Origin of the sequence: Streptomyces sp. NPDC051636 (genome assembly GCF_044453765.1) — a bacterium.
Classification (GTDB): domain Bacteria; phylum Actinomycetota; class Actinomycetes; order Streptomycetales; family Streptomycetaceae; genus Streptomyces.
In genome coordinates this window covers 1-12297 of the sequence record NZ_JBITDA010000060.1, presented here as the reverse complement: position 1 = coordinate 12297, position 12297 = coordinate 1, and the positions used below count along the sequence as shown (strand labels likewise).

The 12297-nt window shown below is 66.1% G+C and carries 12 protein-coding genes and 3 pseudogenes; 8 read left to right on the top strand and 7 right to left on the bottom strand.

Annotated features, from left to right (window positions below; genetic code table 11):
- Positions 1–277 (bottom strand): DUF6300 family protein (locus tag ACIBBH_RS41645; RefSeq protein ID WP_399414090.1); only part of this gene is annotated, 277 nt, incomplete at its 3' end.
- A gap of 90 nt (positions 278–367) precedes the next feature.
- On the opposite strand from ACIBBH_RS41645, the pseudogene ACIBBH_RS41640 reads away from it, so the two are divergent.
- Together ACIBBH_RS41640 and ACIBBH_RS41635 are read left to right on the top strand one after the other, a co-directional pair.
- Positions 368–577, top strand: a pseudogene (locus tag ACIBBH_RS41640) (serine/threonine-protein phosphatase); the annotation flags it as partial.
- A 58-nt stretch (positions 578–635) separates the two neighbouring features.
- Positions 636–905 (top strand): annotated as a pseudogene (locus tag ACIBBH_RS41635) (hypothetical protein).
- 723 nt (positions 906–1628) lie between these two features.
- Here the strand turns inward: ACIBBH_RS41635 and ACIBBH_RS41630 are convergent.
- From ACIBBH_RS41630 to ACIBBH_RS41615, 4 genes and pseudogenes are all read right to left on the bottom strand, one after another.
- Positions 1629–1991, bottom strand: coding sequence for a hypothetical protein (locus ACIBBH_RS41630; protein WP_399414088.1), 363 nt, complete (start codon positions 1989–1991; stop codon positions 1629–1631).
- A gap of 108 nt (positions 1992–2099) precedes the next feature.
- Positions 2100–2168, bottom strand: a pseudogene (locus ACIBBH_RS41625) (hypothetical protein); the annotation flags it as partial.
- 219 nt (positions 2169–2387) lie between these two features.
- A complete protein-coding gene (locus ACIBBH_RS41620) occupies positions 2388–2789 on the bottom strand; it encodes a hypothetical protein (protein ID WP_399414086.1) in 402 nt (133 codons plus the stop codon).
- Positions 2786–3403: a hypothetical protein gene (locus ACIBBH_RS41615; protein WP_399414084.1), complete on the bottom strand. Its 618-nt coding sequence runs from the start codon at positions 3401–3403 to the stop codon at positions 2786–2788. The genes ACIBBH_RS41620 and ACIBBH_RS41615 overlap by 4 nt, the downstream gene beginning before the upstream one ends.
- Between ACIBBH_RS41615 and ACIBBH_RS41610 the strand changes: the two genes are divergently transcribed.
- From ACIBBH_RS41610 to ACIBBH_RS41590, 5 genes are all read left to right on the top strand, one after another.
- On the top strand, positions 3402–3683 hold the full coding sequence (locus tag ACIBBH_RS41610; protein WP_399414082.1) for a hypothetical protein: 282 nt from the start codon (positions 3402–3404) through the stop codon (positions 3681–3683). The two genes, ACIBBH_RS41615 and ACIBBH_RS41610, sit on opposite strands and share 2 nt — an antisense overlap.
- A gap of 561 nt (positions 3684–4244) precedes the next feature.
- Complete coding sequence (locus ACIBBH_RS41605) at positions 4245–4760, top strand: hypothetical protein (RefSeq protein ID WP_399414080.1); 516 nt, start codon at positions 4245–4247, stop codon at positions 4758–4760.
- Positions 4753–5364: a hypothetical protein gene (locus tag ACIBBH_RS41600; RefSeq protein WP_399414079.1), complete on the top strand. Its 612-nt coding sequence runs from the start codon at positions 4753–4755 to the stop codon at positions 5362–5364. Before ACIBBH_RS41605 ends, ACIBBH_RS41600 begins: the two co-directional genes overlap by 8 nt.
- 506 nt (positions 5365–5870) lie before the next feature.
- Positions 5871–9818, top strand: a complete 3948-nt coding sequence (locus ACIBBH_RS41595; protein ID WP_399414077.1) for an SGNH/GDSL hydrolase family protein — start codon at positions 5871–5873, stop codon at positions 9816–9818.
- A gap of 214 nt (positions 9819–10032) precedes the next feature.
- Complete coding sequence (locus ACIBBH_RS41590) at positions 10033–10701, top strand: hypothetical protein (protein ID WP_399414075.1); 669 nt, start codon at positions 10033–10035, stop codon at positions 10699–10701.
- A 226-nt stretch (positions 10702–10927) separates the two neighbouring features.
- On the opposite strand, the gene ACIBBH_RS41585 is transcribed toward ACIBBH_RS41590, so the two are convergent.
- Positions 10928–11467, bottom strand: a complete 540-nt coding sequence (locus ACIBBH_RS41585; protein WP_399414073.1) for a winged helix-turn-helix domain-containing protein — start codon at positions 11465–11467, stop codon at positions 10928–10930.
- Between the two features lie 140 nt (positions 11468–11607).
- The gene (locus ACIBBH_RS41580) at positions 11608–11907 is read right to left on the bottom strand and encodes a hypothetical protein (protein WP_399414070.1); all 300 of its coding nucleotides are present in this window, start codon (positions 11905–11907) and stop codon (positions 11608–11610) included.
- An 84-nt stretch (positions 11908–11991) separates the two neighbouring features.
- On the opposite strand from ACIBBH_RS41580, the gene ACIBBH_RS41575 reads away from it, so the two are divergent.
- Positions 11992–12228, top strand: coding sequence for a hypothetical protein (locus tag ACIBBH_RS41575; RefSeq protein ID WP_399414067.1), 237 nt, complete (start codon positions 11992–11994; stop codon positions 12226–12228).
- Positions 12229–12297: the final 69 nt, after the last annotated feature.

Genomic DNA, 12297 nt, shown 5'->3' with positions numbered 1-12297 from the left:
CCGGTACGGCTGGTGCCCCGGCGCCCCTGGGCATACGGCTCAGGGCTGGTCGGGCGGCGTCTCCTGGCCAGTACCAGCCGTGGGCTGCCATGCACTCCTTCGTCCACTCCAGCAGCAGGTGGGCGCCTTCCGCGGCGCGGCTCGCGTCGTGACCGCCACCGTTCGCGAACCACTGGACGAGAAGGCCGGCCACCGGGCGGCCGACGTCGCCGGCGTCGCAGGCCGGGCACAGCTCCAGATGGATGGGCCGCCCGTGTTCGTCGTCCTGCGGCGCCACCGCGCCACCGTGGCCGACGCCCGCGAGTACGGCCACTGCCCATCGGTGAGTTGTCTGCGCGTCCCGATCGTCTTCCTACCGGATCCGCCCGTGCTGATGCTCTTCACGGATGGCCTGATCAACACCTCCGGCGGCGACATCGGCGATGGCCTCGACCGCCTTACCGGCAAGGCCGATCACTACGTAGGCGACGGCTTTCACGGCAGGACCTGGCACCTCATCGAGGACGTGGCAGCGGACGTCAACGATGACCGAGCCCTCTTTCTTGTCTGCCGCAAGGGCCCGCCAACACTGCGCTGATCCCTCGATTGCCACCCCACCGAAGCGGTCCGCAGCGAAGGAGCGGCACCCTGAACGGATGGGCTGCGATGACGAGCAGCTGCTGCACCGCCGGGTTTACGGCGCCGACACGACCACCCGGACCCGTGGCCGGACCAGCGCTCCGCCGAACTGGTCGGCGGCCCGCTGGTCGGTCTGCTGCTCGACATCACCGGCTGGACGCGGGACGAGGTCGACACCGGCATCGCGCTCTTCACCGAGCTGGGGCAGTTCCGCGCTGGCGGCCGGGCGATGTACAACCCGCCCCGGTGACCCGGCCCGCTTCGACTGGACCGGCGATACTCCCTGACCGCCTGACTCAGTCGAAGGCACATCACGCGACTTCACCGAGGCCCCGAGCCGCAGACCGTCGACATACAGGCCGACCCCGCCTGCCGAACGACACTGGGAAGAATCGTTGAACGACATGCGCGGAAACCCTGAGTCGATGACCGCAGGGGCACCGGCACTCAGCGAGGCGTCGAGAATCTCCGGTTGGTCGATGTCGACCAGAACGATTTCAACCACCTCACCGCTTTCTCGGTCCGTCTTGATTTTGACCAAGGACGCTCCAGCGTCCAGCACAACCGATCGTGGCGCTTCCCGCAGGCGCGAGTAACCCAACCACTGAACCGTCAGGGGGACATATTCGTCACCTCGACGACATGTTCTCTTTCCGGGCTAACTCCCAGAATTTCGAACGACACTCTTGCTCACCCAAGCCTTCGCGCATGTTTCAACACCGGATTATCCAGCACCGTCTTCTGTGGGACGATGATCAATTCCCAGCCATGACTGAGAACCCTCCGACCATATTGGATACCCTGCCTGGTTGTGTTAATCAACCGCCCTGACAAGGCTGACCAGTATTTCCTCGGTCTTCAGATTGCGCGAGAAAGAATTGTGCATGATCTCCTCAGCGATATGCTTCGTCGCGTTGAGGTGCACCCATATCTGGCGACCGGTCGCAGTCAGCAGATTGACCGATCTGAGAAGGAGAGTCTGGGATAAGCAGGTTGAGTCGCCCGCCCACTCAGAGGCTGCCGCGGAGTGAAATGCGCGCCCACTCCAAGCCTGGCACGTGAAAGCGGGTACCCTCTTGTTCGGCAAGTGCCTCGAACTCCCATCCCTTCGTGCCCGGTTGACCTCCGCTCGACACGCTCCATGGCTCCCCGAGCGACCAAGCCGCGCGCAGTACCTCGAACGTCATGTCGCCGAGAGAACCGTGCGGAACCGCGAGCGGCAGACGAACGTCCTGCAGCCCGGCATCTTTCCAGTACCGCTCAGCAGTAGCCTCACCGAGCGCCAGCGGGCACAGTTGCCGAACCTTGGAAAGGGCCTTGCTCATCGCCCTGTCATTGCTTACGCGCAGGAATACCTGCAACTCGGCACGCATACTCATTGATCCATCTGTCAAGGCGTCTCTCGTGCCTGTCTGGCACGGGAGACGCCGCCATTCTAGATGTCCGAGCACCCTACTTGTGCGTGAATCTCCCGTGAGAGACACGTTCAGATGACTTCCGTCCCGGCTCGCCCAACCGAGTTGCGCCCTGCCCTGGCGGCTCAGTTGAGCGTCCCACTCGAACGGCCCGAGGACATTACGGGCGAACTGCCGAACAGGTCAGCCACCGAACCTCGCTGACGAATCGAGGTTAAGAGACAGCCCGGGGCGGGCTCGCGGTCAACATCATCGAGTGCTGACCAGGCGCTCAGCGGATCCAGGGCGGGTGAAACGCTGAAGGGCGGCAGCGCTTACGGAGGGATGCGCTGCCGCCCTTCGGCCGGACTCAGCTCATGCCTCGTTCTCGATCCGGTCGCGAGCCACTTCCCGGATCTCGGCCCATGAATCGAACAGGAGCCTTTCCAGTACGGATCGTGGAGCCAGCCTGTGGCGGGCGACGGTAAGCCTGACGGATTCGTTGGGGTCACCCGCCAGGTCCGCCAGGATGTCGGGCGTTACCTTGCGCTTCATGGCAACCATGGACCTCACCTTGGGGTCGGGGTCGGTCGCAAGCGTCCGAAGGATCTCAAGAGGAACCGTCTTGTTCTGCGCAACCCAGAAGCGAGCCTCGGGATGGCGATCGACGATATCTCTCCACACCTCCAGAGAGGCCGATGCGGCACTTGCCCGCCTTTGTTCATCGGGGTCTTCACTGGAGCGCAGCCTGATGAACTCCTCTGCCGACTGGATCATCTTCCTATGCCCCTTAGCTGACTCCAGGGAATGAAGCGTCCGGTCTCGCCTTTCCACTTGTTGAGCATGAAGTCACCGTACCGATCCGCGTCCGCGATCCACTCGAGCCCCTTCTTGGTCTCCTTGTAGACCTTGAATGCCGACTGTCCGTGGCCCGTTATATCAGCGGTCCACCACAGCCCGTCAGAGGCACTCTTGTAGAACGTGGTCTTGAACGGCCCGACCTTCATGATCTTCGACGCTCCTTCGGCAGTGAGCTGCCAAAGGCCACGCTTGGCAAGTGCCTCGGCGCCCTCGGCGGCCAGACGCTTGCCCCCGCCCTCGATGGGGAAGGGAACCATGCTCGCGTACAGCCCCATGTTGTAGGCCGGCGGGCAGGTGATCTGTGCTCCGCTGAAGTAGCTGAAGGTTCCGAAGGTGAGGCCGTCGAGGAAGCCGAGGCTGGCTTGGCCGGACCCGTTGATCAGGCTGCGGGTGGTGGTGTCCGAGAGGTTCTTGGCGGCTTGGACGGCGGGGGGCTTGGTCGCTGTTTCGCGGTCCTCCTTCGCGCAGTTGTTGTTCCAGCCCCAGTTGCCGGTGAACACGTCCTTGAGCTGGGTGGTGACGCTGCACATGCCGCTGGGGTCGGTGCGGCTGGTCGGCGCGTTCTCCATGACGGCGCTGCGGGCACTCAAGGAGTCCCGCACGGACGTGGAAGCCCTGGAGTTCACCGACGAGCAGCTGCGCCGTCTGCAGGACGCTTATACGCAGGCGGGCGTCCAGTCCCGCAAGAGGACGGCCCGGTACGCCGACCGGGAGGAGGCCACCGCACCGCACTCGGTGCGCGAGGGCGATCAGCGTGCGCACCGCCCTCAGCAGTCGGACCCGCACCACGGGCCAGAAGCCGGCCGCTGAGCGCACCCGGTGCGGCGCACTCGATGCGGCCGGTGACACGCTCGTAGCTGCGTGGCGCCTGCAAGGGCCGGATTGTCGCGGCCTGTTACGAGGGAGAGCAAGCTGCACGTGAGGGCCCGGGGCAGCGTGAGGACCAGAAGTAGGCGATGTATCGCTGGTGAGCCTCAGAGCCACGTCACGGCTGTTCACGCGCAGTTGGCAGGCCACTTGTGAGGCTCTTGTTTCAGTCGTTCCGTTCTGGGGGCACTCCGTTCCGTTTTGTTGACTGAAGGTGAGCGGTGTTCAGCTCCCGGTCGCCTTTTGACATGCTCTTGGTGATTCCTTTTAATGGCGGCTTTCCGCCACGCAGTCGTGAGTTCGCGGTAAATCTCTGCCGACGGTTCCGCTTTGCGTCTAAGTTGCCGTCGGCGTTCCAAACGTTTGTGCGGACTGTGCGGGGCTCATCCTGTTCGGGTCTCCCCAACCGGCTTGGATCGCGTTGCCGTGGTGGGTCGGTAGTCGGCGCTTGACCGGCGCCATCGATCCACTTTTGTCGCACTTTCTATGGGGGAGTTAGCAAGCATGTTCAAGCTCAGGGCAAGTCTGCGTGCTGTCACTGCTGCCGCGACGTTGACCTTAGGTGCGGTGGCCGTACCGCAGGCAGTGGCTGTCGATCAACCTGCTGTCCCGCTCGCGAAGACAGCCGACGCGTCCACCCGGGCGATGGTCATGGCCGACCCTCAGGCAGCGGGGGCGGCGGCCACCGTGTGCGGGACCGGGTACAAGCTGTTCCGAGCCGTGCCGCTTCCGGAAGGTACAGACCCCCGTCAGCGGCTGGCCACGCTGTTCTCCTACGAGAACGGCGGCAAGGGGTGCGCCATCCTCGACAACAACGTTGGGGAGCGGCAGTACATGTACCTGAACGTGTGCAAGGTGGATGGCACCGGTTGCGACAAGGACTCCGGGAACTTCACTGACTACGCCGGCCCTGTCCGCGTCTCCAGCGCCGTCTGCGCACCCGTGACAGCGAAGATGGGGCAGAGCCCGAGCAGCTTGTACATCAACTTCAAATCCGAGTACATGTTCTCCTGTGACTGAGAACATGCCCGGCAAAGCCCGGGCCTCCGCGCGCTTCCTGTTAGTAACCATGGCAGCAGGGCCGCTTGCCCTGACCGCATGCGGCAACCAAGGAAGCCAGCAAACCGACAAGTCCTCCCTGCCGCGATCCTCGGCAACTGCTGCGGCGGCACCCAAGCCGTCGGGCACCGATGGCGCCCTCAACAAGGCAGCACAGAAGGCGGCCGCCCAGCGCGCGGCTGCCGCCCCCAGCGGAGACCCCGTCCACCCGACGAACACCGCTGTCCCCGATCCCAAGGACTACGGATTCGGGAAGGCCGCGGCCACGGCGTCGCACGGTGAAGTCATCGCGTACACACCTCGCCTGGACTCGGGACGGGTCGTCGTACCGCTGACCATCCACAACGGCAGTGACAAGCGCGTGGCTTATACCGTCACCGTGACGGTCGTGGGCGGCAAGGAGAAGTCTCCGTTCTCTGTAACCGCGAAGGCCGACAACCTCTGGCCGGGCACCACATGGCCGACCCAGGCGGACATCACGGCCTCCGGCTCCAAGGCAGGGGCGAGTGACTCGGAGATCAGCTTGAAGGTCGTCAAATACGACCCGTTCGGTGACACCCACTGACCTGTCACCTGTCACCTGTCACGCAGCCTCGCACGCTGTGCGCACTGCCATGCGGCTGGCACCAACGGTGCTCTCGGGGGAGCCGCTCACGTCAGCGACTCCTCCGAGGCCGTGGTCGGCTAGTTCACCAGCTCTAACACGGACGCGTATTTGACCATCGCTGTCACGCTTCCAGGGCGGGCAGCCCTGGCTTGACAAAGCCAGGGCTGCCCACGCCGTCGCCGCACCGTCGGCCCACTCGCCTCGCACTCGCGCCCACCCTCTGCCCCTCTCGCCGGAGGTGGGCGGCTGAGCCCTGCCCTGACCAGGCACGGGAACCTCTCAACAAGAAACGGGGAAGCTCTCTCTTGAGACGCAGAAGACGGACACACCTGCCCATAGCTGCCCTGGCTGCCTGCGCGGCCTTAACCGGCGGCCTGCTGCAGGCAGCGCCCGCCGCTGCCGCGCCGACAGCCAGCTCCGACCACGGCAACAACGCACACGCCACGCCGGCCCCTCCCGGCCGTGTGACGGATCCGGGCAAGAAGCTCGGCGACGGCTGGAAGACTTCCACGGACCGAGCGGTGACCGGGGCCGCCGATACCGGCGGGTTCAAGATCGTCACCGCCGACAGCAGCCAGGCGTACGCGTGGAAGACGGCCGCCGAACTGTCCGAGCCGGGTCTGACGGCGGACTCGTGGATCGGCAATCAGTGTGTGATGGACCGTGACCACGTCGCGGCCGTGTACGCGCCGCGCACCTTCACGAACAAGCCGGACCTGATGCAGGGCGGCGCGTTCGCCGCCATCGTCGACACGGCCACCGGGCACGTAACGAAGCTGCCGTTCACGGTGTCCCTGGCCTACTTCGACCCGTCCTGCAACACCCGGACGCACACGGCCGCGTTCACCGCCTTCCGGGACGTCAACGACCCGGCCCTGACGAAGACCCGTGTAATGACCGTCGACACGGCCGGAAAGTCCCTGGGCAAGGTGGCGCTGAACGGTGAGATCACCAGCGCCGTACCGGTCGAGGACGGGGCGGTGGCCGCGCGCGGCCACAACCTGGTGCACATCGACCGTGCCGGCAAGGTGAAGGACCTCGCCACTGGGGACAGCGTCCCGTTCGACATCCGTCCCGCACAGGACGGCAAAATCGCCTTCGTCGACCGCAAGGACACAAAGACCTCACAGGCGAAGGTGTGGTCCGGGCACGGCAAGCCGGCCCTCGTCGCCACCGGGAAGCTGGGCGACCTCGACCTGATGCCGGGCGAGGCGGGCCGGGTGTTCCTCACCGGACACCCCAAGGGAGCCCCGAATACGAAGGGCACCGGGATCACCCGCATCAACGCCCCCGCCGACACGGACATCTCCACCCGTGGCCGTCTCGCCGTCGAACCGGTCCTCACACCGGGCATCCTCGCGGGTCTGGCGCATATCAAGACTGCGGGCAAGGGATTCACCAGGAACGAGCCCGCCCCGCAGGACACCAGGCCGACCCCTGAGACCATAGCCGGGGACCAGCCCGTGACCGTCACCAGCACGGCCACCGCCACCGGTGAGAAGGTCACCCAGTCGGTCGCGGACGCGACGGCACCGGGCGGAAAAAACCCCAGCCCCGCTCTCCCCATCGCCGGCGGCAGGGGCAAGGAGTCCTCGGTGGCGCGGGTCAACGACCCCAACGCGCCGGTGGACCCGCGGGACACCGACCGCATCTGCGCCATCTCCCGCAACGACGTGAACGCGCAGGCGCTGCAACCGACGCCGAACCAGGTCGAGTGGGCCGTCGACATGGCCGTACGCGGCCAGCTGCGCTCCCAGTACCTGCGGCAGGGCGGCTACCGCAGCCAGACCGGCCTGGGCACGATCGACCCCCAAGGCCTGTTCCCGGTGCCGAAGCTGGCGGGTGGTGACGGCAAGGGACGTATCCCGGCGAACGTGCTGCTCGGCATCATGGCGCAGGAGTCCAACCTGTGGCAGGCCGAAGGCGGTTCGATCCCCGGCCAGATGGGCAACCCGCTCGCCGCGATGGACGGCTACTACGGCCGCAAGGCCGTGGAGAACGACCCCAACGCCTACTGGAAGATCCACTGGGACAAGTCCGACTGCGGATACGGCGTCGGACAGGTCACCGACGGCATGCGCCTGGCCGGCCACGAGAAGACGGACGACAACGGGCACAAGGAGAAGGCCCTGTCGCCGGGCCTGCAGAAGGCCGTCGCCGTCGACTACGCCACGAACATCGCCGCCGCGATGCAGATCCTGGCCGACAAGTGGAACGAGGTCCACACCGCCGGGCAGACGGTCACTGTCAACAACGACGACCCGTCCATGGTCGAAAACTGGTTCACCGCAGTATGGAACTACAACCTCGGCTTCAACCCGGCCGCGGACGCGGGCAAGAACGCCGGCCACTGGGGTTTGGGCTGGTACAACAACCCGGCCAACCCGCTCTACAAGAAGAGCTGGGGCCACCCGTTCATGGACACCGACGTGGACGGCCCGACCGCGAACAAGGACGCCGCGCATCCGCAGGACTGGCCCTACGAGGAGAAGGTGATGGGCTGGGCCGCCTGGTCCATGGACACCGGCTTCTCCTACGGCACCGACGGCAAGCAGGACTGGCTCGGTGACTCCGGATACAACACGGCGGGTTTCCAGCCCGCGTGGTGGACCAGCAAGGACTACCGCAGCCAGGTCTCGCCGCCGCTGGACACGTTCTGCAACACCAAGAACAACTGCGACCCGAACGTTCCGCCGGACTGCCCGAACAAGGAGTGCTACACGCAGTACTGGTGGAACCAGCCCAACGTGACCTGGAAGGTCCTGTGCGCCACCACCTGCGGGCACGAGAACATCAAGTACCAGACGCTGATCTCGGAGCCGGGGCAGGGGTACCGCCTGAAGGACGGCACCCCGGTCTGCACCGGAGCCCCCTCCGGGGCGAAAGTCGTGGCCTCGGTACCGAACGGCACACGGACATGGTCCGACTGCGGCAACACCAGTTCGGCGGGAACCTTCGGCTTCCGCTTCTTCCCTGACTCCGACGGCAACTACGAGGGCAAGGAGGACCTGCACCAGGTCGGCGGCGGCTACGGCGGCCACTACTGGTACGCCCACACCCGCAACGCCGACCACCTCGGCGGCGACGGCGGCCGGATGGCCATCAACGGCCTCTGGACCCTCGGACAGGATCTCCGCTGGGCACGTGTCCTGGTGCACCTGCCCGACACCGGCGCACAGACGAGGCAGGCGAAGTACCACGTCATCAACATCGACAGCAAGAGCCCCGCTCGGTCCGTGCAGCAGCGTGCAGGACGCTGGGTGAGCCTGGGCGCGTTCCACTTCACGGGGCGGCCGGCGGTCATGCTGTCGAACGTCACTGATGACGGTACGGCCGACGAGGACATCGCCTGGGGCTCGGTCGCTTTCCAGCCGCTGCCGGGCAAGCCGAAGAACGTGGTCGTCGCGATGGGTGACTCGTACTCCTCCGGCGAGGGCGCCTCCGAGGGCGACCGGGACTACTACCCGGAGACCAACTACCGCAGCAAGCTGGACGACAACGCCCGCAACGCCTGCCACCGATCCACCCAGGCGTGGTCGCGTCAGGCCACGATGCCCGGTGCATCGAAGTCGATCGGTCAGCTGGACGACTCGCTGGACCCGAGCATGGACTACCACCTGATCGCGTGCTCGGGAGCGCGCACCTACAACGTTCTGCCCAAGGATGTGGACGACAGCGCCCTGTCGAAGGGCGAGAGCCAGAACGGCGAGGAGCCCCAAATCGACAAGGGCTATCTGGACCAGAACACCACCCTGGTCACAATCTCCATCGGCGGCAACGACTCCCGGTTCACCCAGATCATCCAGCAGTGCCTGCTGTCCATCGGTAACGGCAGTTGCCAGGGCGGGACGCTCGACGGTCCGGACAAAAGTGTCAAGGGCCGGGACGGCCCGTTTCTCGGACGGCCGCTTGAAACGGCCGTTCCGGGCCTCATGAACCAGGTCGTCCGGACGGACATCACACGGGTCCTGAGAGAGATCCACAAGCGGGCACAGAACGCGAAGATCGTCCTGATGGGGTATCCGCCCCTGATCTCCGAGAAGGGATCGTGCCTGAACACCGGCTTCAGCGGCATGGCCATCGGCCTGTCCGAGGCATCCGCAGCCTGGCTCGACGACACCGCCGACACCCTGTCGGCGGAGATGCAGGGCGCGGCCGACGACGCCAAGGCCTCGGGCATCAACGTGTGGTTCTCCAACCCGAAGAACGACTTCCCGGGCAAGGGCGTATGCGGTGACCCGGAGCAGATCCACGGCCTCGTCAAGACGTTGGTGAAGTCCGACGACCCCCTTAAGGACTGGCCGCTCATCAACCAGTACGGCCTGTCGGCACAGTCGTTCCATCCGAAGATCGGGGGCGCGAGCCTGTACGCGAACGCCCTCGAACGCACGATGAAAGGCATGGGTCTGTAGTCGTCTGAGTACGGGTACTCATGCCCGGCCCGGCCGTCTGGTGGACGATGACGGTCGGGCCGGGCGTCATATGGGAGAGGCGCCTGCCGATGAGAGGCGGACCAGCATGAGGGCCTTCGCGCGGCGGGCCGCCGGCTCGAAGAGCGTACTGGGATCGTTAGCGGCGATCGTCCTGTTCGCCGTCTCAGCCTGTTCCACGCCCCCGGACCGCGCCGTGAGCGACAAGCAGCTGCGAAAGCTTGCAGAGAGCGGTCAGGCGAGGCAGGCCCGGGAGAGTGCGGAGCAACGGCTTCGGGACGTGGCGAAGGAGTACGCCGACCGCACGCCCCTGTCGCTCGGGCTGGTCGTGATACACGACATGTGCGGGCCGGGATCGGGACCGCGCTGGTACTTCCAGCAAGATACCGACGACTACAAGGTCGTCTGCTCGATGAACCTCACCGCTTACTACGGCGCCGACCCCAGGCACATCGGCGACACCCTCGACGGGATCCTGACCGCAGGCGACGATGCCCGTTCCGGGCCGGCCAGATCCGGAAGCGCCATCCCGTTCACGCACGACGATTACGGAGAGCGGCTCGTCACCTACTACCGAGGGCATGGCCCGAACCCCCAGGGCCCGCAGGCCAAAGAGCCGACGCAGCTGTTCGCTTCCACACAGATCCTGACCTGGGACACGACACGCGGCGGCGCCCCGCACCGGCTGGTCGAGGATCCCTACGCCGGCTTCGTCGACGATCCGCCGGTGTCCCGCCTACTCCGTGAACCGAAGACCGCCACAGTCGCGGCCATCCGGAAACGGTACGGCCTGGTGTTCAAGCTGGAACTCGGCCACAGCGGCTATTACGAGGTGCTCAAGAACGGGCGGACGCGCACGGAGTGACGTCGGTGCCGGCCGGGCACGGCTCCATCAGCTCCCGCACGCACAAGGCGCAGCCAGGCGTGCGCGGCATCGTCGGGAACGATGCCGTACATCCACGGTGCGCACCCGCTGTCGCCGGCCTTGTAGCAGGCCAGGGCGGCCACCGATAAGCGGCGGCGGGAGCGGCCGCGCACGCGGACCACAGGGGTGTGGCCGCGGCGGGACCAGGTACGGGCGGTCGGCGGCGTCATCGAGAATCCGGCTTCGTCCTCGAAGACGAGCCAGGCGTCGAGCGCCGCCACGCTCCTTCCACCTGCGGCCAGGTCTCCTTCATCCAGCCGGCCACCACGTTCTCGTCCCGCTCGACCGCCCGCCGGGCGGGGACCTGGCGGCTCCAGCCGTGCCGCTTGAGCAGGGCGGCCGCTCCTTGCACGGTGTAGCTCCTGTGAAAGCGGCGCCCGATCAGCGTCTTGATCCGCGACAGGGTCCACGTCTGGTCCGGCCACCCATGTGCCACCGGCCCCTTGGCCAGCTCACGCTCCAGCACGGCGAACAGTTCGTCGCTGAGCAGCGGCAGCGACGCCGGGCCCTTCGAGGCCAGGGCTCTCGGCCCGTCGTGCGACCAAGCCTTGCGCCAACGCTGTACCGACCGGACGCCGACCCGCAGGTCGTGAGCGATGACCGCATTCTCGTCACCCTGCCGGAACCGCTCGGCCGCCTCCAACCGCAACTGCTCGCGGAAAGCACACCGTTCGTCGGTCAGCCCGCCCCCTTGCGCATACCTCATGCAGTCCGCATACCGCAGCGATCACGAGACGTCAGCCCCTACGACACCACGCTTTGAAGGTCAGTAGGTGCTGGACGCGGGCACGGTGGGCGGCAGCGGAATGTCGTAACGCCCGAAGAGCTCTCGGAAGAAGCCGGCAACTACCCGAGTACCGCCGCTCTGGTCGAGCTCGTGGCCGCCGAAGCGGTAGACAGGACTCCGGCGATCTCCAGTAGCAGGTGCGAGCTTCCGTCGATGGAGTCCGCACTCACGGAGAACCCGTCCCCACGGCCGCCCGGACCAGCGGCGGAGCCACCGCCTCCGTCAGCCACCAACTGGTTCAGCTGCATGTGCGCCGACTGCTGCTGCCGGGCAAGAGCATCAGCCTTGAGCTGGGCCCACTCCTCGTCCCACGACACCATGTCCGTCCCCCGTCCGGCTGCCGCATTGTTCAGACTCATGTGCCTGTCGCCCTTGATTGTGCCACGACTGAGCCAAAAATGATCAAAGGCGATCAAGTCACCTGATCGTCAACTCCCCTTGAATTGCGCGCACCGTCCGTGTTCGCCACGGACGAACTGAGCGCCGCTCTGGTCTCGGTGAGCGTGTCCATCAGCGAGGAACGCCGACCCCTGACGCTCTCCACCCTCGTCCGGCTCCTGCCCGAGGTGCGGGACTTCCGGCGCACGGGATCCACCTCGTGCGACCTCTTCGACGTCGCGACCGGGGGGCTGGACGCCTACATCGGCATCGGCACTAAGACGTCGTTTCTGATGGTGTGATCGCTCGTTGAGCCGTGCATGACGGATCTGGTGGAGCGGTTGGTGCCGGACGAGTTGTGGACGCTGTTT